Source organism: Streptomyces glaucescens, from assembly GCF_000761215.1.
GTDB lineage: Bacteria > Actinomycetota > Actinomycetes > Streptomycetales > Streptomycetaceae > Streptomyces > Streptomyces glaucescens_B.
Window position 1 is genome coordinate 6,908,587 of sequence record NZ_CP009438.1, and the last position, 18,653, is coordinate 6,927,239.

The 18,653-nt window shown below is 74.6% G+C and carries 16 protein-coding genes; 11 read left to right on the forward strand and 5 right to left on the reverse strand.

Features of this window, described 5'->3' with window-relative positions; all coding sequences use genetic code 11:
• The first annotated feature begins 64 nt into the window (after positions 1 to 64).
• The 6 genes from SGLAU_RS29890 to SGLAU_RS29915 all read left to right on the forward strand — a co-directional run bounded on the left by SGLAU_RS29890 (position 65) and on the right by SGLAU_RS29915 (position 5,858).
• Complete coding sequence (locus tag SGLAU_RS29890) at positions 65 to 847, forward strand: ABC transporter ATP-binding protein (protein ID WP_043505670.1); 783 nt, start codon at positions 65 to 67, stop codon at positions 845 to 847.
• Complete coding sequence (locus SGLAU_RS29895) at positions 844 to 1,644, forward strand: ABC transporter ATP-binding protein (RefSeq protein WP_043505672.1); 801 nt, start codon at positions 844 to 846, stop codon at positions 1,642 to 1,644. Before SGLAU_RS29890 ends, SGLAU_RS29895 begins: the two co-directional genes overlap by 4 nt.
• A complete protein-coding gene (locus SGLAU_RS29900; RefSeq protein WP_043505673.1) occupies positions 1,641 to 2,537 on the forward strand; it encodes a branched-chain amino acid ABC transporter permease in 897 nt (298 codons plus the stop codon). The genes SGLAU_RS29895 and SGLAU_RS29900 overlap by 4 nt, the downstream gene beginning before the upstream one ends.
• A complete protein-coding gene (locus SGLAU_RS29905; protein ID WP_043505674.1) occupies positions 2,530 to 3,639 on the forward strand; it encodes a branched-chain amino acid ABC transporter permease in 1,110 nt (369 codons plus the stop codon). Before SGLAU_RS29900 ends, SGLAU_RS29905 begins: the two co-directional genes overlap by 8 nt.
• A complete protein-coding gene (locus tag SGLAU_RS29910) occupies positions 3,636 to 4,892 on the forward strand; it encodes an ABC transporter substrate-binding protein (RefSeq protein ID WP_043505675.1) in 1,257 nt (418 codons plus the stop codon). The genes SGLAU_RS29905 and SGLAU_RS29910 overlap by 4 nt, the downstream gene beginning before the upstream one ends.
• A gap of 147 nt (positions 4,893 to 5,039) precedes the next feature.
• Entirely contained in the window at positions 5,040 to 5,858 is an 819-nt protein-coding gene (locus tag SGLAU_RS29915) for an SAM-dependent methyltransferase (RefSeq protein WP_043505677.1), read from the forward strand.
• Positions 5,859 to 5,870: 12 nt separating this feature from the next.
• On the opposite strand, the gene SGLAU_RS29920 is transcribed toward SGLAU_RS29915, so the two are convergent.
• Both SGLAU_RS29920 and SGLAU_RS29925 read right to left on the reverse strand, forming a co-directional pair.
• The gene (locus SGLAU_RS29920; RefSeq protein ID WP_043505678.1) at positions 5,871 to 6,764 is read right to left on the reverse strand and encodes a helix-turn-helix domain-containing protein; all 894 of its coding nucleotides are present in this window, start codon (positions 6,762 to 6,764) and stop codon (positions 5,871 to 5,873) included.
• 130 nt (positions 6,765 to 6,894) lie between these two features.
• Positions 6,895 to 7,125 (reverse strand): DUF397 domain-containing protein, encoded by a 231-nt coding sequence (locus SGLAU_RS29925; RefSeq protein WP_043505679.1) that lies wholly within the window; start codon positions 7,123 to 7,125, stop codon positions 6,895 to 6,897.
• A gap of 163 nt (positions 7,126 to 7,288) precedes the next feature.
• Between SGLAU_RS29925 and SGLAU_RS29930 the strand changes: the two genes are divergently transcribed.
• The 4 genes from SGLAU_RS29930 to SGLAU_RS29945 all read left to right on the forward strand — a co-directional run bounded on the left by SGLAU_RS29930 (position 7,289) and on the right by SGLAU_RS29945 (position 10,569).
• Positions 7,289 to 7,747, forward strand: coding sequence for an ATP-binding protein (locus SGLAU_RS29930; RefSeq protein WP_244315282.1), 459 nt, complete (start codon positions 7,289 to 7,291; stop codon positions 7,745 to 7,747).
• A 23-nt stretch (positions 7,748 to 7,770) separates the two neighbouring features.
• Complete coding sequence (locus tag SGLAU_RS29935) at positions 7,771 to 8,301, forward strand: hypothetical protein (protein WP_043505680.1); 531 nt, start codon at positions 7,771 to 7,773, stop codon at positions 8,299 to 8,301.
• A 110-nt stretch (positions 8,302 to 8,411) separates the two neighbouring features.
• A complete protein-coding gene (locus SGLAU_RS29940) occupies positions 8,412 to 10,178 on the forward strand; it encodes an ABC transporter ATP-binding protein (RefSeq protein ID WP_043505681.1) in 1,767 nt (588 codons plus the stop codon).
• 145 nt (positions 10,179 to 10,323) lie between these two features.
• Complete coding sequence (locus SGLAU_RS29945) at positions 10,324 to 10,569, forward strand: DUF5133 domain-containing protein (RefSeq protein ID WP_043505682.1); 246 nt, start codon at positions 10,324 to 10,326, stop codon at positions 10,567 to 10,569.
• Between the two features lie 47 nt (positions 10,570 to 10,616).
• On the opposite strand, the gene tgmB is transcribed toward SGLAU_RS29945, so the two are convergent.
• From tgmB to SGLAU_RS29960, 3 genes are all read right to left on the reverse strand, one after another.
• Entirely contained in the window at positions 10,617 to 11,600 is a 984-nt protein-coding gene (gene tgmB, locus SGLAU_RS29950; protein WP_043505683.1) for an ATP-grasp ribosomal peptide maturase, read from the reverse strand.
• A gap of 16 nt (positions 11,601 to 11,616) precedes the next feature.
• Positions 11,617 to 11,808: a putative ATP-grasp-modified RiPP gene (gene tgmA, locus SGLAU_RS29955; protein ID WP_043505684.1), complete on the reverse strand. Its 192-nt coding sequence runs from the start codon at positions 11,806 to 11,808 to the stop codon at positions 11,617 to 11,619.
• Positions 11,809 to 12,252: 444 nt separating this feature from the next.
• Positions 12,253 to 13,620 (reverse strand): hypothetical protein, encoded by a 1,368-nt coding sequence (locus SGLAU_RS29960; protein WP_063838905.1) that lies wholly within the window; start codon positions 13,618 to 13,620, stop codon positions 12,253 to 12,255.
• 321 nt (positions 13,621 to 13,941) lie between these two features.
• Between SGLAU_RS29960 and SGLAU_RS29965 the strand changes: the two genes are divergently transcribed.
• Positions 13,942 to 18,546: a hypothetical protein gene (locus SGLAU_RS29965; protein WP_043505685.1), complete on the forward strand. Its 4,605-nt coding sequence runs from the start codon at positions 13,942 to 13,944 to the stop codon at positions 18,544 to 18,546.
• Positions 18,547 to 18,653 lie beyond the last annotated feature (107 nt).

Here is an 18,653-nt window from a genome sequence, read left to right on the forward strand (position 1 = left end):
TGCTGTCGTGAGCTTCCTTCCACCGAACGCCCGTGCCGCCGTGGCACGGATCCGAGGAGCCGCGATGCCTGAAAGCCCACCGGAGGAGGAGCCCGCGCTGCACGTCGAGGGTCTCGACGTGACGTACGGCCGCTCCCTGTCCGCACTCCGCTCGGTCTCCCTGACCGTCCCGCACGGCGGCGTGGTCGCCCTGCTGGGCGCCAACGGCGCCGGGAAGTCGACCCTGCTGCGGGCGGTCTCCGGCACCCTGCGCCTGCACCGCGGGACGGTCACCGCCGGCCGGATCCGCTACGGCGACACCGCCCTCGACGGCCAGGACCCGGTCGCCGCGGTCCGCGCCGGAGTGGTCCAGGTGCCGGAGGGCAGGCGGGTGTTCGCCGGACTCACGGTCGACGAGAACCTGCGCAGCGGCGGGCTCGGCCTCGGCCGCCGCAGCCCCGCCCTGATCCGCGAGTCCCGTGACCGCGTCTTCGCGCTCTTCCCCCGGCTCGCCGAGCGCACCGGCCAGGCCGCCGGCCTGCTCTCCGGCGGCGAGCAGCAGATGCTCGCGATCGGCCGCGCCCTGATGGCCGCACCGCGTCTGCTGCTGCTGGACGAGCCGTCCCTCGGTCTCGCCCCGCTGATGGTGAACCGGATCGCCGAAGTGGTCCGCGAGATCAACGCACAGGGCACCGCCGTGCTGCTGGTCGAGCAGAACGCCGGGATGGCCCTCGCCCTCGCCCGGTACGCGTACGTCCTGGAGGTCGGCGAGGTCCGCCTGTCGGGCCCCGCCGACGAGCTGGCCCGCACGGACGCCGTACGCCGCCTGTACCTGGGCGAGGCCGAAGACGGTCGGGGGGCCGCGTGACCGACCGCACCACACCGCCCCCCGAGCTGGCCGTCCGCGACGTCACCGTCCGGTTCGCCGGTCTCACCGCGCTCGACGCCGTCTCCTTCACCGTCGCGCCCGGCTCGGTGCACGCCGTGATCGGACCCAACGGGGCGGGCAAGTCCACCTGCTTCAACGTCCTGTCAGGACTGTGCCGCCCCGCCTCCGGCACCGTCCGGCTCGGCGGCACCGACCTGACCCGGCTCGCCCCGCACCGCATCGCCCGGCTGGGCGTGGCCCGCACCTTCCAGAACATCGTCACCACCGAGGGCACGGTCGCCGACAACCTGATGCTCGGCCGCCACGCCCTCACCCGCGCGGGCTTCGCGGCCAGCGCCCTGCACCTGCCCCGCGCCGTGCGCGAACAGCGCGCCCACCGCGAGCGCGCCCGCGAGATCGCCGAACTGTGCGGACTCGGCGACCTCTTCGACACCCCCGTCGCGGTGCTGTCGTACGGCGACCGCAAACGCGTCGAGTTCGCCCGCGCCCTCTGCCTGGAGCCGCGCGTGCTGCTCCTCGACGAGCCGGTGGCCGGCATGAACGGCGCCGAACGCGTCCGCACCGCGGAGGTCGTCCGCGACGTCCGCGAGCGACTGGGCCTGTCCGTCGTCCTCGTGGAACACGACATGGGGCTCGTCATGCGGCTCGCCGACGAGGTCACCGTCCTCGACTTCGGCCGCGCCATCGCCCACGGCACACCCGAGGAGGTCCGGCGCGACCCCGAGGTGCTGCGCGCCTACCTCGGCACCGACGACACGGGGGAGGACGCGGCATGACCGGCTTCCTGGACCACCTGCTCAACGGCCTCGCGCTCGGCGCGGTCTACGCCCTGGTCGCCCTCGGCTTCGTCGTCATCTTCAAGGCGTCCGGCGTGCTCAACTTCGCCCACGGGTCGCTGCTGCTGCTCGGCGGCTACCTCACCGCCGTCCTCCACGACGACCTCGGCTTCGCCGGCGCCCTCGCGGCGGCCGTCGTGGTCACGGCGCTCGTGGCCGGGGCCCTGGACCGGCTGCTGCTGCGCGGCGGCGACCGGGACCCGCGGGCCGCGCACGTGCAGACCATCGTCACCATCGGCGTCGACATCGTCCTGGTCACCGACCTGGCCCGGCGGATCGGCGGTGACCTGCTCTCCACCGGCGACCCGTGGGGCGACTCGGTCACCCGGCTCGGCCCGGTGACCGTCGCCGACAGCCGCCTCGCCGCGATCGCGGTGTCCGCCGTCGTCATCGGTGCCGTGTTCGCCCTGTTCCGGTACACCGCGTGGGGCCTGTCGCTGCGGGCGGCGTCCGAGGACCTGGAGGCGGCGGCCCTGATGGGCGTACGGCTCACCCGGGTGCGCATGCTCGCCTGGTGCCTGGCCGGTGCGCTCGCCGCGCTCGCCGCCGTCTTCCTCGCCGCGTTCCCGGCACCCGGCCTGGAGCGCACCACCGGGCAGATCGCCCTGAAGGCATTCCCCGCCGCGATCCTCGGCGGCATGGCCTCCCCGCCCGGCGCCCTGGCCGGCAGCCTGCTGATCGGCCTGACCGAGGCCCTGGTCGCCGGCTACCAGTCCGAACTGCACGTCCTCGGCGAGGGGTTCGGCGACGTCGCCCCCTACGCGGTGATGGTGCTCGTCCTCCTCGTGCGGCCCACCGGGCTGTTCGGCGCGAAGGGAGCGGTCCGTGTCTGACCTCCTCAAACGCGGCCGGCTGCTGCCGCTCGTCCTCCTCCTCGCCGCCCTGCCGTTCTACGTGGACGCCTTCTGGCTGCGGATCGGCCTGTTCGCGATGGCGGCGGCCATCGGCGCGGCCGGCCTCGGCCTGCTGGCCGGGACGGCGGGCCAGCTCTCCCTCGGCCACGCCTTCTTCCTCGCCGTCGGCGCCTACGGCTACGCCTGGCTGGCCGGGGAGCCCGGACCGGGCCTGCCGCCCGCGCTCGCCCTCGTCCTGGCGGTCCTCCTCGCCGGAGCCGCGGGCGGCCTGTTCAGTCCCCTCGCCGGCCGGGTCAAGGGCATCTACCTGGGCGTGGCCACCCTCGCCCTGGTCTTCCTCGGCCACCACGTGCTGCTCACCGCGGACTCCGTCACCGGCGGGTTCAACGGCCGCTCGGTGCCGCCGCTCACCGTCGGCGGCTTCACCTTCGCCGACACCGACCCGGAACTGGTCGTGCTCGGTGTGCCGTTCGGCGCCGAGGAACGCCTGTGGTACCTGGGCCTCGCCCTGTTCGCGCTCACCTGGGTCACCGCCCGCGGCATCCTGCGCGGACGCCCCGGCCGCGCCCTGGTGGCGGTGCGCGACAGCGAGACCGCCGCCGCCGTGATGGGCGTCGACGTGGCCCGCTACCGCTCGGCCGCCTTCGTCGTCTCCTCCATGTACGCGGGCCTGGCCGGGGCACTGCTGGCGCTCGGCTTCCGCCGGATCGTGCCCGACTACTTCGGGCTCGCCCTCTCCGTCGACTACCTCGCCATGATCGTCATCGGCGGGCTCGGCTCCGTCGCCGGAGCCACCGCGGGCGCCGTCTTCGTCACCGCGCTGCCGCTGCTGATGACCCGCTACGCCGACCACCTGCCGCTGGTCGCCGCCCCCGGCAGCACCGGGGGAGCGGTCGGCCCCACCGAGGCCGCCCGCTACCTCTACGGCGCCGCGATCGTCCTCGTCCTCCTCTACGCCCCCGACGGGCTGCACGGCCTGGCCCGCCGGCTGCGCGCCCGCCTCGCGGCCCGCCGTACGAAATCCGCCCCCGCGACCGCCCCGTCCGCCGCACCCGCACGACCCAAGGAGCACACCCCGTGAACACCTCCCGCACCTCCAAGACCCTGCTCGCCTCCGCCCTGGCGGCACTGCTGATCGCGGGCACCGGATGCAGCTCCAAGGCGGACGGCGACAAGCCCGGGGACGCCGCCGACGGCGTCAAGGCCGGCCCCGGTGTGACCGACGACCGCATCCGCCTCGGTGCCCTCACCGACCTCACCGGCCCCTACGCCACCCTCGGCAAGAGCATCGTCCAGGCCCAGCAGATGTGGGCCGACGAGACCAACGCGGCCGGCGGCATCTGCGGCCGCACGGTGGAGATCGTGGTCGAGGACCACGGCTACGACGTGCAGAAGGCGGTCACCGCGTACGCCGACCTCTCCACCGACGTCGTCGCCCTGCCCCAGGTCATCGGCTCCCCGGTGGTCGCCGCCCTGATCGACGACATCGAACGCGACCGGCTGCTGACCTTCCCGCAGGCCTGGGCCGCCTCCCTGCTCGGCAAGGACCCCGTCCAGGTGCTCGGCACCACGTACGACGTCGATATGATCGCCGCGGTCGACTTCCTCACCCGCAAGGGCCTGAAGAAGGGCGACACGATCGGCCACGTCTACTTCGAGGGCGACTACGGCGCCAACGCCCTGGAGGGCTCCACCTGGGCCGCGAAGCGCGCGGGCCTGAAGATCGTCGACCAGAAGATCAAGGCCACCGACACCGACCTGTCCGCGCAGGTGTCGGCCCTGCGCGAGGCCGGGGTGAAGGCCGTGCTGATCAGCGCGGGCCCCGCCCAGACGGCCTCCCTCGCCGGCGTGGCCGCCTCCCGCGGGCTCCGGGTGCCCATCGTCAGCAGCGCGCCCGGCTTCGCGCCGCAGCTGATGAAGACGCCCGCGGCGAAGGCCCTGGAGGCCATGCTGCACGTCGTCAGCGCCGCCCCGGCGGTCAGCTCGGACCTGCCGGGGGTGAAGAAGATGGTGGCCGCGTACGAGAAGAAGTTCCCGGGCTCGCCCGTCGACTCCGGGGTGCTCTCCGGCTACAACGCCGCCCAGCTCCTCGGCGCCGACCTGAAGAAGGCCTGCGCGGCGGGCAGCCTCGCCCGTGAGGACGTGGTACGGGCCCACCGCTCCCAGAAGAACGCCGACACCGGCCTCGGCACCCCGCAGGACTTCTCCGACGTGAACCGCCCGGCCAGCGTCTCCACCTACGTCCTCAAGCCGGACGCCGAGGCGGTCGGCGGCATCGTGATCGCGGAGGAGGCGCACGTCGCGCCCGGCATCGAGGAGTACCTCAACTCCTGAGCAGCGAAAGGGCCTTGGGAAGGTGATCCCAGCCGGATCACCTTCCCCGGGAGTTTGCTCCACACACTGGCATCGGTGACCGGCCGATCCCTAGGATGGACAGCCTGTGAGGCCAGGCGGCTCGGCGCGCCACAAGCTGGGGGATCGATGAAGACCGGTAAGCAGCTCTCCACGGAGATCGACGCCAACGTACCGACAGCCGCTCGGATGTACGACCACTACCTCGGCGGCAAGGACAACTACGCCGCGGACCGCGCGGCGTGCGAGGAACTGGACAAGGTGGTGCCCAGCACCCGCAGGCTGGCGCTGAACAACCGGCGCTTCCTGCAGCGGGTGGTGCGGACGCTCGCCGCCGAGTACGGCATCCGCCAGTTCCTCGACCACGGCTCCGGCCTGCCGACCCAGGACAACGTCCACCAGGTCGCCCAGCGCCACGACCCGAGCGCCCACGTCGTCTACGTCGACAACGACCCCATGGTGCTCGTCCACGGCCGCGCGCTGCTGGAACAGGACGAGCGCACCACCGTCATCCACGCCGACATGCGCGAGACCGAGGCGATCTTCGAGCACCCGGACACCCGACGGCTGATCGACTTCGACGAGCCGGTCGCCGTGCTCTTCAACTCGGTCTTCCACTGCATCCCGGACAGCGACACCGACGGCCCGCTCGCCGTGGTCCGCCGGGTGACCGAGCGGCTCGCGCCCGGCAGCTTCCTGGTGATGTGCCAGCTCGTCAGCGAGGATGCCGAAGTCCGGGACTTCGTCACCGACTTCATGGCCCAGGCGACCCAGGGACGCTGGGGCCGGGTCCGCCGGCAGCAGGACGTCGCCGAGTGGTTCGAGGGCCTGGAGATCCTGGAGCCGGGGCTGGTGGAGGTGTCCACCTGGCGCCCCGACTCGGACGTGGTGCCCCGCCAGCTCACCCGCGAGTGGATCGAGTTCGGCGGCGTGGCCCGCAAGCCCTGACGGGCGGGCCCGTCACTCGGCGGGGTAGCGCTGCTCCATCGTCTCGCGGAGCAGCGCCAGCGAGTCCCTCGGCGTCAGCGCCTCGTCGGCGAGACGGTCGAGTACCACCCGGTACTCCTCCGTCTCGTCGCGGTCCTCCAGGAAGTTCGCGCTGCGGATGTGCTCCAGGTACACGACGTCCGGCAGATCGAGGCCGCCGAAGCGGAGGTAGGTGACCGGGATGGCGGGCGCAGAGGCGTTCGTGACGTCCAGCGGCACCACCTGCACGGTGACGTGCGGCTGCCGGGCCATCTCGATCAGGTGCTCCAGCTGTTCGCGCATCACGGCCTTGCTGCCGAGCACCCGCAGCAGCACCGACTCGTCGACGATGGCCCACAGCTGCGGGGCGTCCGGGCGGTGCAGCAACCGGGCGCGCCGGGCCCGTAGTTCGACCCGCCGGCGCACCTCGTTCTCCGGTGCGACCGGCAGTCCGCGGCGGACCACCGCATGGGTGTACGCCGGGGTCTGGAGCAGCCCGGGCACGTACTGGATCTCGAAGGTGCGGATCGCGGCGGCGGCCTCCTGGAGCCCGACCAGCCGTTCGAACCACTCCGGCATCAGCCGCTTGTCGTACCGCTGCCACCAGCCCGGCTCCCCGGCCCGGCGCAGCAGCTCCAGCAGGACCGAGGCCTCGTGCTCGTCCGCCTCGTACAGCTTCAGCAGGGCGCGCACGTCCGCCTCGATCCGGGACAGCTTCGCGGCACTGAACCCGAGGGAGCGCGCCGCCTGGTCCTGAGCCAGTCCGGCGTCCTCGCGCAGACCGGCCAGCTGGACGCCGACCAGCATCTTCAGCAGCGTCGGGGCGGGTTCGGCCCGGTCCAGGTACGGCTTCAGGCGCGCGACGCGCTGCGACGACTCGGCGTACATCCTGACTCCCCGGAAGACAGGCAGAAGAGAGGACAAGAGTATCGCAGTCCCGTCCTGTCGCACCGCATGTGCCGCGGAGCGAACGGGAGTTGCCGGTGGTGGGCCGGGCGGCGCGCGCCGGGGCGCGTCCTCACACCAGGTGGTCGAACTCCCCGTCCTTGGCGCCGGCCAGGAACGCCGCGACCTCGGCCGCGGTGTACACGAGCGCGGGCCCGTCGGGGTCACGGGAGTTGCGCAGTGCCACGGCGCCGTCGGCCAGGGGGGCCACTTCGACGCAGTTCCCCTCGGCGTTGCTGTGACGGCTCTTTATCCAGCGCGCCTCCAGCGAGCTGGCCCGTACCCCGTTCCGTACTGCTGACATCACTCACTCCCCGGTGTTCGTGGTGCCCGGAGGTCCCGCTGTGCCGTCCGCCCCCGGGTCGGTGGTCTGCTCGACTTCACGCGCAATTTCTCGTGCAATTGCACGCGAGCGCCGACGGCGTGGATAATAGACCGTGCGTCAACCCGTCGGAACAGAAGCGTCCGTGACGTCGCATCAGGGAGATGCCGTGCCCTTATCCGTGCATCACACGTCCGCCGCACTGCGCATCGTCGCCAGTGAGGAAGGCGTCGCGCAGGCGCGGGCCTTCACCGAGGACACGCTCAGGGACTGGTCCCTGGGGCACCGGGGCGACGACGCCGCCCTCGTGGTCACCGAGCTCGCGGCCAACGCCGTCGTGCACGCGGTACCGCGGGCCCCGGCCGACGCCTCGGAGGTCTGGCTCGACCTCACCCGTGACGCGGGTCACCTGACGCTCGCCGTCTCCGACCCCGGAGACGCCCCGCCGGTGTACGCACCCCACGGCACCTGCGCCCTAGAGGAGCACGGCCGAGGACTGTTCATCGTCGACGCCCTCTGCGAGGAGTGGGGCTGGACCCCGCACCCCCCGGCGGGCAAGACCGTCTGGGCCAGGTTGTCGACCACCTCCTCGTCACTGCCATGACCGCTGCGGAAAGGCCCCCTGCGATGCGCACCGCTTCGACCGGACAGCCCGGCACCGAGTGCTCCGAGCACCCCGCGATCCTGCAGGCGCTCGACGAGGTGCCGTGGCACGAGATCCAGGACTCCACCGGCTCCGCCGCCGCCATCCCCGGACTCCTCGACGACATCGCCCGGGGCAGTGCCGACACCGCCACGGCCGCGCTGGGCGAGCTGCGGAAGCGTATCTGCCAGTACGGCTTCGTCGTCGAGCAGGCGACGGCCGCGACGGTGCCCTTCCTGTGGGAGCTGGCCCAGTCGCCCCGGGTCGCCTGCCGCCCCCAGATCATCCGGCTGCTGGCCAGCATCGCCGAGGCCCGGCAGTGGGAGCACACCGCCAGCGCCTACCCCAAGCTGCTCAACCACCGGGAGAACCCGGTGGTGTGGGAGCGCGCCGCCCGCCAGGCCGTGCACGCCCGGCGCGGCACGCTCCGGTCGCTGCTCGACGAGCAGGCCGGCGAGCAGGACACCGAGCTGGTCCGGGCCACCGGCGAACTCGCCCGCACGCTGGGCGTCTAGGACCGGTCTCACGCTGCGGACACCCCGGTCCTCCTCCCGCGATGGTGGTGTACCTCTGGCCGAACGGGGCAGAAAGCGCTTCCGTCCGGTCATGGAGAGGATCACCACCGATGGCGTCGCCGCCCGAGAAACCGCTCGACCACCGCTACCGCGGCGAGCACCCCGTCCGCACCCTCGCCTACCTGTTCCGCGCCGACCGCCGGCGCCTGGCCGGCGCCGTCGGCGTGTTCACCGTCAAGCACAGCCCGATCTGGCTGCTGCCGCTGATCACCGCGTCCATCATCGACACCGTGGTGCAGCACCTGCCCGTCGGCCGGCTCCTCACCAGCACCGGGATCATCCTCTTCATCCTGCTGGTCAACTACCCGCTGCACGTGCTGTACGTCCGCCTGCTGTACGGCAGCGTCCGCCGCATGGGCACCAGCCTGCGCTCCGCCCTGTGCACCCGGATGCAGCAGCTGTCCATCGGCTACCACTCGCGGGTCAGCGCCGGCGTCCTCCAGGCCAAGGTGGTCCGGGACGTCGAGACGGTCGAGCAGATGGTCCAGCAGACGGCCGAACAGGGCCTCGGCGCCATCACCGTGCTCATCGGCGGCCTGGTCATCATCGCCGTGCGCACCCCCGAGTTCCTCCCCGTCTTCCTGATCGTGGTGCCCGCCGCCGCCCTGCTCGTCGCCCGGCTGCGGTCCCGGCTGCGCACCCACAACGAGCACTTCCGGCACGAGGTGGAGACCCTGTCGTCCCGGGTCACCGAGATGACCCGCCTGATACCCGTCACCCGCGCGCACGGACTGGAGGGCAAGGCGCTGCGCCGCATGGACCGCACCCTGCGCCGGCTGCTCACCTCCGGGATGCGCCTCGACCTGGTCAACGGCCGGTTCGGCTCACTGGCCTGGGTGGTGCTCAACGTGGTCGGCGTCCTGGTGCTCGCCGGTGCCGCGCTCGTCTCCTACTACGGCGTCTGGGGCGTCACCCCCGGCGACGTCGTCATGCTCAGCGCGTTCCTGACCACCCTCACCAACTCCGTGACCACGCTGGCCGGGCTCACCCCGGTCATCTCCAAGGGCCTGGAGTCGGTCCGCTCGGTCGGCGAGGTGCTCCAGGCGCCCGAGCTGGAGGACAACGAGGGCAAGACCGAGGTCACCGCGCTGCGCGGCGCCGTCACCTTCGAGAGCGTCGGCTACGCCTACGACGGCGGGCGCGCCGCCGTCCGCGACTTCACCCTCGACGTCACCCCGGGTGAGACCATCGCCCTGGTCGGCGCGTCCGGCGCGGGCAAGTCCACCGTGCTCAACCTGGTCATCGGCTTCATCCGCCCCACCTCGGGCCGGCTGACGCTCGACGGAGCCGACATGACCGGCCTCGACCTGCGCACCTACCGGCGGTTCGTCTCCGTGGTGCCCCAGGAGTCGGTCCTGTTCGACGGCACGGTCCGCGACAACGTCGCATACGGCATGGACGACGCCGACGAGGAGACCGTCCGCGCGGCCCTGCGGGACGCCAACGCGCTGGAGTTCGTCGACCGGCTGCCCGAGGGGCTCGACACCCTGGTGGGGGAGCACGGGGCCCGGCTGTCCGGGGGCCAGCGGCAGCGGCTCGCCATCGCCCGCGCCCTGATCCGGGACCCCAGGGTGCTGGTCCTCGACGAGGCGACCTCCGCCCTGGACACCCGCTCCGAGGCGCTGGTCCAGCAGGCGCTCGCCCGGCTGCTGCACGGCCGTACCACGTTCGTCGTGGCGCACCGGCTGTCGACCGTGCGGGGCGCGGACCGGATCGTGGTGATGGGGGACGGGCGCATCCAGGAGATCGGCACCCACGAGGAGCTGCTGCGCCGGGGCGGTGCCTACGCGGCGCTGCACAGCGGCCAAGCGGCGTGAGGCGACTTCGCGCCCGCCCGGCGCACGCTCCGCGCGCCGGGCGGTAAGCAACGGTATGGCGTCAATTGCGTGTACTGCCCCGTGGAGGTGATTGGTCCGGCAGGGACCGGGCATACGCAGCGAAAAACCGAGAGAGGGGCGCCCCGTGCTTGTACCGGACCCGAAGGTCGTCAGAAAGCTGCTGACCCGGTACGCGACCTTGCAGATCGCTCAGGCGGAGCGGGAGAGCGCGGCCACGGCACGCGAGTTGGAGGATGTCAGTTACACGCTGTGCGTGATGATGGGGACCACGGACATCCATGACGCCATCGCCAGGGCGGACGCCCTGCTGCTGACCGGCGGCCGGGCGGCGGACCCGGACGAGGACAGCGGCCTGTCGCTGGCGGTCTGACCCCGCCCCGCGACACCGCCGGACACCCGACGACGCCGGCACCGCGCTCACGGAACCGCGGTGCCGGCGTCGCACGTCCGCCCGGGCCGCTCCGGAGCGGGTCCGGCCAGCCACCCGGCGATGGCCCGGGCGATCGGCTGGCCCGTGTCCACCTCCACGAACCCGAACTGGCCCGACTGGTTGCACTCCAGGAACCACCAGGTCCCGTCGGCGTCCTCGGCGAAGTCGAAGGCGCCGTACGCCAGCTCCGCCTCGCGCAGGTACGCGCGCACCCCGTCGGCGATCCGCTGCGGGACCCCGGCCGCCGTCCAGGGGGTGGCCGAGGCGGCGAACCGCACGTCGACCTCGTCCGGGTCGGCGTCCGGCGAGGTCTCCTTGCGGGCCGCCAGCAGCCGCTCGCCGACCGCCGTGAGCCGGATGTCGGCCCGCTTGGCGATCCGGCGCTGAAGCAGCGTGGGACCGAACGCCACCGCGGCGAAGTCGGTGCCCGGCGCCACCCTGCTGGTCGGCACCGCCCGCGGCGGCTCCTGCGGATGCGCTCCCGACACCGGCTTGACCACCAGGTCGGGGAAGCGCTCCGCGAAGTCCCGGGCCGCCTGCGGGAGCGTCGTGATCAGCGTGGCCGGCACCGGCAGCCCGCTGCGCTGGGCGAGACGCAGCTGCCACGGCTTGTGACGGGCCCGGCGGGCGGCGTCGGGATGGTTCATCCAGCGGGCGCCGGTGCCGCGCAGCATGCCGTAGAGCGCCTGCGAGGACTCCTCGGTCAGCCACGGGGACGGCGCCGCCGCGTGGGCGGCCGCGGCGCCCGGCCGGCGCACCCAGACGGACCGCAGCCCGTCCATGCCCACCAGTCGGCCGGCGGCCCGCAGATGGCCGCGGAAGGCACCGTGCACGTACTCGCCCGAGAGGGAGACCCCGCCGGTCAGGTCGGCGGGGTCGAGCCGGACCACCGGCACCCCGGACGCGTTGAGGTGCACGACCACCATGTCGGCCGTCACGTCCTGGTCGCTGGTCAGGATCAGCACGGTCATCTTCGACGGTCCGTGATCAGTCGTCGAAGTGAGTCTTGGAGCCCGCCGTGGACGTCGTGGTCCCCAGTTCCCGGAGCAGGGCGTGATCGGCGGCGGCGATCCGGCCGTCGAAGAGCACGTTCAACTGCCGTCCGGGGTCGTAGGCGTAGGGGGTGGCGACGTCCAACTCCGCCGCCGGGCGTGCGTAGTGGAGCGCGAACGGTTGCATCGTCTCTCCCTCGTCGGTGCTGCCCCGGCGAAGCCGTCGGCGTGCCGCTTCCTGACATCGCCCACTGGATCTCCAAGGCCTTCATGGAACTTATACGAGTCGAACGCCTGGTTGGTTTCCTTACGCTCCGTAGTTTTGCTTCGAGCGAGGCGCCCTGAACCTGAGACGGTTCAGGGCGCCCGGCGGTTGAGTCCGGCGAGATACGGAGGGGCGACCGGCCTGAGGTCCGGCGAGGGCGCGGAGCGTACGGGGGAGTGCGTGGTGGGGCCGTCCACTCTCTCAATTCCCTGATATGGCCCGTGTATTGCCACACTCGTCCCGACCTGGCGCGCGCACGGGAGCGGAGCGCGGGGCGGCCCGGCGTCCAGGACGGCGGAAGCGGCCGGTGGCACGGGTGTTCCCGCGGGCGGGCCCGGCGGTGAGGCCGCGGGCCGCGCTCGGCGCCTACGGGGTGTCGGCGCCCGGCCGCTCCGCGTGCGGCGTTGCCACGTCCGGGGATCCGGTGGCCGGGGTTCCGGCGACCGGGGTCTCCATGGCCGGGACGACGATGGACGAGGTCCCGGTGGGCGAGGGTGCGGTGGAGGAGGTCTCGGTGGGAGAGGTCTCGCCGGGCGAGGTCCCGGCGCCCGTCCGGGGGCTCCAGGGCACGAAGGACCCGGGCCGCCGGGGCCTGCCGGCGGGCCTGAGGCGTTCGAAGGTGCGGGTCAGCTGCTGGAACGGGGAGACGGGGCGGGCGTCCCGGTTCCGCTCCGGGACGTCCGGGGCGAAAGCGGCCAGCTCGGCGGACTCCCGGTAGGCGGCCAGCGCCTCGTTGGCCCGCTCGGCGGCCTCCCGGTACAGATCACGGGAGCGGGTCATGGCCTCCAGCGCCTCGGCGTACATGGCCACGAGAGCGCGCTCCCGCTCCAGCTCCTCCTCCAGCGTCAGCAGGTGCCAGTCCTCCCGCAGGGCGGTGAGGACCTCGTCGGCCCCCTTCGGCAAGGACCTCGGCGCGCAGGCGAAACGCGTCACCGCGTCGATCAGCTCGGCCGGCCGGGAGCCGTCCAGGAAGACGGTGCGCACCGAGTACCCGCCCCGGTCGTAGCCCTCGGGGGCCGGAACGCCGGGCAGGACCACGGCGCCGCCCCGCGGGACCTCCACACCGAACTCGCGCAGCGCCCAGTTCACGGCGCGCAGCTGGTGCGGCGCGGCGCGGTGCTCGACCACCCGATGCCGCAGCCCGGGCGGCAGCAGCGGGGTGAGCGGACGGCGGCCGCGCTCGTCGGGGGTCATGGCCTCGTGCACCACGACGTGGATGGTCCAGGTGTCGGGTGCGGCGTCGCGCAGGACGCGGCGCAGGTCCTTGTCGTCCGCGGGCAGCGGATTGATGTCCCGCAGCCGCAGCTCGGACCCCGCGGCCCGGTCCCAGCCGGTGCCCTCCGCGCCCGCGGTGCCGTCGGTGCTGCCAGTGACGCCCTCGGGACCCTCGGGGCCCTCGGGCCAGAACATGGTGGCGGGTGACGGCCAGGCGAGGTCCCAGGGGGCCTCCGCCTCGGCGGCGAGCACCCACTCCTGGCCGCCGTCCGACGGGGCCGCGACCGTCAGCCGCGCCCGCACGGTCACCTGCCCGGCGACGGCCCAGCGCGCCTCGAAGACCCGCTCCCGGTCGCCCTGGGCCTCCGGCGGCTCCAGGTGGCCGTGGATCACGCCGCGCGCGTGGAGGTCGCGCAGATTGCGCCGCAGCACCTCCTCGGCGGCGGCACCGACATGGCGGCCGCGAGCCAGCCACACCGTGGGAGGAGTCGAGGGGCGGTCGGTGGTGGAGGTCGGCATGAGTCCATCTGTGAACGGGGGCGGAGTGCGTTGCCAGTATCGATGCCCGGGCCGGACGACGATCAACCGGGGTGCCCGGTCGGTGTGGCGGTGCTCACCGCATCACAGCAGCTCCCGGGGCCCCTGTCGAATGCCCGGCCGGCCTGCCGGGTGCGCCGTCGGCGCGATACGTGTACGCCGTCCGGGCGTCGGCCACCCGGGACGTGCGGGACGGCGTCGGGAACCGCGCGGGGCAGCCGCCGCCCCCGGGGAGCCACGCGGGGCAGCCGCCGCCCCGGGGGCGGGACCGGGTTGTCGGTGGGGCGTGCCAAGATCGGTCCCATGGTCACGCAGGTCCCTCTCCCTCCGGAGCCCAACCGCTCGACGGCGTACGCCGATTGGGCCGCCGCCCACGATCCGGGCGCCGCCCGTGCCGCGCGCGAACTCCTCGACGTCGTGCGGGACGCCATCGCGTCGGCGTACCCGAGGACGGGACGCTGCGTCGACATCCTGCGCCGCCACGCCGACCGTCTCCCCGCGGCCCACCTGCCCTGGTTCTGGGACACGGTGGGGCACCGGCTGCTCGCCGGGCACCCCAGGACGGCGGCCCGTGCCTTCGCGCTGGCCCGCTCCGCCGAGCGCACCCACGCACTGCCGGTCGACCCGGACTGGCGCCGGGCGAACGCGCTGCTGTTCGCCCGCGCCGGCGCCCTCCCGGCCAAGGAGCTGGGCGACCACCAGCGCCGGCTGGCCGCCGACCTGGCACCGGCACAGGCGCACCGGGAGTTCGCGGAACTCGTCACGGCCTGGGCCGCCTCCCCCGGGGAGCTGCCCGCCGACCTGGCCCGCCGGATCCGCGCCTCCGCCCGTGCCGCCGGACTCGGCACCGCCGAGGACGCCCGGCTGCTGGGCCACGCGCTGGGCGCGGCGCGCGGCAAGGCCGTCCCCGACGCGCTGCTGGAGGCGGCCACCGGCCCGCTCGCCGACCACCCGCAGGAGCCGGCCGTGCTCACCGCCCTGCTCGATCTGTTCCCGGAGAGCAGGAACGACGCGGCGGCCTGGCTCCGGCTGCTGCTGCGCTGCGGCGCCGTGGACGCCGCGGCCGACGGCCGCCTCACCCCGGCCGGGGGCCTCGCGGGCTGGCTCGCCGCCTACACCCGCACCTACGGCCACCGCCCCTCCGGCGGCGGGCTCGTGCGCCAGCCCGTGCCGGCCGAGCTCTTCGAGGTCGTCACCCGGTTCGCGCCCCGGCTGCGCGCCGCGGCCACCCCGGTGCGGCTGCACGAGGACCGGTACGACTGGCCCGGCCTGGACGCCGACCTCCTCGACGTCTGCCTGGCCGAGCGCATCCCCGTGGCGGACCCGGGCGACACGGTCCCCCTGCACTTCTGGGACGACGCGGCCCGCCGCGACCTCAGGGCGCTCGCCGCCGACCCCGTCTTCGGACGGCGCCTGGAGGGCACCGTGCACGCCGCTCTGCGGGGCGCGGGCACGGCCATCACCCGGCTGCCGAGGAACGCGGGCATCACCGCGGAGGTGCACACCCGCGTCGAGAGCCTGCTCACCGCGCTGCGCGGCGGTGGCCTCGCCGCCGCCGACGAGGCCGTGGACGAGCTGCGCACCCTGCTGGACCGCCCCACGGCCACCGCCCTGGACGGCGTCGACGAGGCCCTCGCCGCACTCGACCTCACCGGCCCCCTCGCCCGCGCGCTGCGCTCCGGCCTGCCCGAGGAACTGGGCTGGCCCGCCCTGGAGGAGGCCCTGGCCGGCTTCCCGCCCGGCGACACCGTCCGCGTGACCGGCACCTGGCCCGTGCTGACCCTCTACGGCTCCGGCCGGGCCGTCGCCGTCGACCACGCGGGCCCGCGCGCCTCGTGCGCCTTCCGCCTGCCCGACGACGCGGCCGGCCACGCCGTGCACTACGCGGGCGGCCGGTTCCTGATCAGCTGGACCTGCGACGAGCGGCAGGGCTTCGGCGACCTCGCCTTCTGGGACGACCGGCCCGAGGACGTCTTCGAGCCCGAGCACAAGATCGGCCTGCGGCCCTACGGCGGCATCATCCAGGGTGGGTACTGCTTCCAGTTCGAGACCCCGGACGGCAGCGGACGCCACGACGGCGAACGGGTCCTGCGTCCCGGCGGCAAGGAGGGCATCGGGCACCACGAGCTCCAGATGAGCGACGGGCAGCGGTTCTGGAGCGCCGAGGTCTTCCACTCGCGCGGCAACTGGACCCGCTTCGACCCGGTGACCGGCGCCCGGGGCACCGACCGCACCCTGCCCGGCTTCCACGCCGCGGGCGAGGTCCCGCCCGGCATGGAGGAGTTCGAGGACGGGCAGCTGCTCGCCGCCCTCCCCGAGGGCGCCGCGCCGTCCCCGCTCGGCCAGGACGGCCGGCTCGTCGGCTGCCGCGTCCTCAACCGCACGCCGTACGCGGGCCCGTCCCCGGCCGACTTCCTGCTGGAGTCCGTCGACGGCCGCCGCGCCCGCTACCGCAGCCGGCGGCCCGGCCGCCGCCCCTGGGCGATCATCGCCCTGCCGTGCGGCGGCGAGGCCGCGGTCCTGGCCGGGCAGGAGACCATCCGCTGCCACGCGGCCGAGGACAACTCGCTGCTGTGGCAGGTGCACGGCTTCCCCGGCTCCGGCCGCCGCCGCACCAGCACGTTCGGCCACGGCCGGGGCCCGGTCCCGCCGCCCGCCTTCTGGCACTTCCTCACCCCGCGCGACGAGCGCTCCTCCAAGGCCCTGCGCACGGTCGGCGCCGAGGCGGTCCGCGCCCTGCTGCGCGCGGCCCGGCAAGCGGCGGACGACGACGTCCTTCGGGAGCGGGTGACCGTGATCCTCCCCGACGTCACCGAGCCCCGGATCGTGGACGGCGTCGTGCGCGCCGCCCGCACGGCCGCCGACGTGCTGCGCCGCCGCGAGGAACTGTCCCGGCGGGTCGGCGTGATGCGGGCCGGCCCCGTCGTGGACCTGGCCGCCCCGGTGCCCGACACCGATCTCGCGCCCGCGCTGTCCGGCCTGCTGCCCGAACTGCGCCTCTACGAGGCGTACCGGCCCGAGCAGCATCCGGGCACCCTGACGGCCGTGGCCGCCGACGGACGCCATCTGCGCGGGGAGATCGACGAGGAGGCCCGGCAGCTGGCACCGCCCTCGCCGCCCGCCGAATGGCAGGCCCTGCTCGGCCGGATCGACGCCGTCGCCTGGCGGGCCGCCGTCGGGACCACCCCGGACGCCGACCGCGCGGCCCTCGCGGCCCTCCTCGGCACCTGGAGCGCACAGCCGTTCGCCGCGCCGGGCGGCAGCTGGCGCACCGGCCGCGCGGGCGAGCGGGCACTCGCCGCGCTGCGGGCCGCGGGGCACCGGGTGGCGTCCGGCCCCGCCCGCGGCGGGCTCGCCCGCTTCCTCCAGCCCGCCACCGACCCCGCGCCGCAGGATGCGGAGGAGACCGAGACCGTCACCGTCGCCCGCGACGACAGCGCCCGCCTGACCCGGCTGCTGGAACTGGTCGAGCGGCACGGTCCGTTCGCCGTCCCGCCGGAGGCCCTGGCCGTCTTCTCCTGGCGCACCGGAGTGCGGCGCGCCGTCGCCGCCCTCGTCCTCGGCGGCCTCCCGCGCCGGGAGGACCACCGCGAGCACCAGCGGATGCTGCGCTCGGCACCGTACAGGGCCACCAAGACGTCGGCGGCGGAGTACGACGGCCACCGGCACCGGCTGGGCGCCGCCGGGCGGCGGGCCGTCCTCGCGGCGGGCGTGCCGGAGGACCCGGCCGAACTGTGGACGCACAGCGGGATCACGGCCGCCGCCGAGCGCATGGCGGAGGCCTGGGCCGCGCGGCTGGGCACCACCCCGTACGCGGACGACGAGCTGGCCGACGCCCTGGAGCAGGAGCTGGGCCTGCCGGCGGACTGGGCCCGCGCGCTGCCGGAGGGCCGCACCCCGGCCGACCACCACGGCTTCGTCCTCGTCGGCGACCGCCGCGGCGGTCTCGACCTGCACCGGGCCGCGCCGGACGGCACCGCGGGGGAATGGGTGCCGGTCACCGGGCCCGGCCACCTGGAGGCGGCCTCGGTCATCGCCTGGGCGCTCACCGAACGGCCGGTCGGCGACCCGGCGGCCCAGGGCGCCGTGAAGCTGCACGCCGCCCTGCGCGCCCAGCTCGCCGATCCGGGCACCCTCGTTCCGATGGGGCGGTTCGCCGCGCTCGCCCGCCGGGCCGCCGACGATCCCGGCTTCCTGCCCTACGACGGCCCCGTGCTGCCCTGCCCGCAGCCGCTGCTCGACGGAGCGAGCCCTGCCACGGCGGTGGACGACGGGCTCCTCGTGGTCGCCGTGCCCTCCGGTGACGTGTTCCTGCGCCCCGCGGCCCTGGCCGACGGGGCACGGCGGGAGCGGGCGGCCGCGCTGTGCGGCGAACCCGGCCTGGCCTGGCTGGGCGAACGGCTGGAGAGGACCCGGGCGCTGCTCGACGGACTCGCACGGATGGCCGGCCGCGCGGTGGACACCCCGGTGCCGCCCGGCGGGTACGAGGCGAATCCCGCGTTGAGCGCACCGGGGCTGGTCGCCGGTACCGCGCGGGCCCTGGGGGTCGGCGCGGACGCCGCCGCCCTGTACCTGCAACTGCTGGCCCTCGCCCGCCCCACCGACGCCGCCGTCCGGCGCTGGAACGGCTGGACGACGGCTCGTCACAAGGCGGCGCAGGCAGAACTGGTCGCCGTGGGCGCGGTCGTGACCGGCCGCCGGGCCCGGGCGGGGCGTACCGCCTTCGTGCCCGGCGAGTGGCTGGACGCCAAGGCGCCGCACCTGCCGCTGGAACGCCGGAAGCTGGCCGCCCACCTGGCGTCCGCCTCGGGGAAGGACGTGCACGCCCCCTTCCTGCGGCTGCTGCCGCCGGTCCCGCCGCACGAGCTGTTCGAGCGGGCCGTGCGGGAGGCCCCGGAAGCGGTCTGAGCACGGACAGGGGCCCGGTGGACAGCCACCGGGCCCCTTCGCGCGGGCCGGCGGGGGCGTCGCCCCGCCGGCCGGCGTCCGCGCCTACGCGCCGACCGCCGGCCGGC

Bases quoted from the DNA above. Each gene is read 5' to 3' on its own strand.
- tgmB (WP_043505683.1), bottom strand. From the start codon at position 11,600: ATGACCGTGCTGATCCTGACCAGCGACCAGGACGTGACGGCCGACATG.
- SGLAU_RS29915 (WP_043505677.1), top strand. From the start codon at position 5,040: ATGAAGACCGGTAAGCAGCTCTCCACGGAGATCGACGCCAACGTACCG.
- SGLAU_RS29935 (WP_043505680.1), top strand. From the start codon at position 7,771: ATGCGCACCGCTTCGACCGGACAGCCCGGCACCGAGTGCTCCGAGCAC.
- SGLAU_RS29890 (WP_043505670.1), top strand. From the start codon at position 65: ATGCCTGAAAGCCCACCGGAGGAGGAGCCCGCGCTGCACGTCGAGGGT.
- SGLAU_RS29960 (WP_063838905.1), bottom strand. From the start codon at position 13,620: ATGCCGACCTCCACCACCGACCGCCCCTCGACTCCTCCCACGGTGTGG.
- tgmA (WP_043505684.1), bottom strand. From the start codon at position 11,808: ATGCAACCGTTCGCGCTCCACTACGCACGCCCGGCGGCGGAGTTGGAC.
- SGLAU_RS29925 (WP_043505679.1), bottom strand. From the start codon at position 7,125: ATGTCAGCAGTACGGAACGGGGTACGGGCCAGCTCGCTGGAGGCGCGC.
- SGLAU_RS29965 (WP_043505685.1), top strand. From the start codon at position 13,942: ATGGTCACGCAGGTCCCTCTCCCTCCGGAGCCCAACCGCTCGACGGCG.
- SGLAU_RS29900 (WP_043505673.1), top strand. From the start codon at position 1,641: ATGACCGGCTTCCTGGACCACCTGCTCAACGGCCTCGCGCTCGGCGCG.
- SGLAU_RS29940 (WP_043505681.1), top strand. From the start codon at position 8,412: ATGGCGTCGCCGCCCGAGAAACCGCTCGACCACCGCTACCGCGGCGAG.
- SGLAU_RS29920 (WP_043505678.1), bottom strand. From the start codon at position 6,764: ATGTACGCCGAGTCGTCGCAGCGCGTCGCGCGCCTGAAGCCGTACCTG.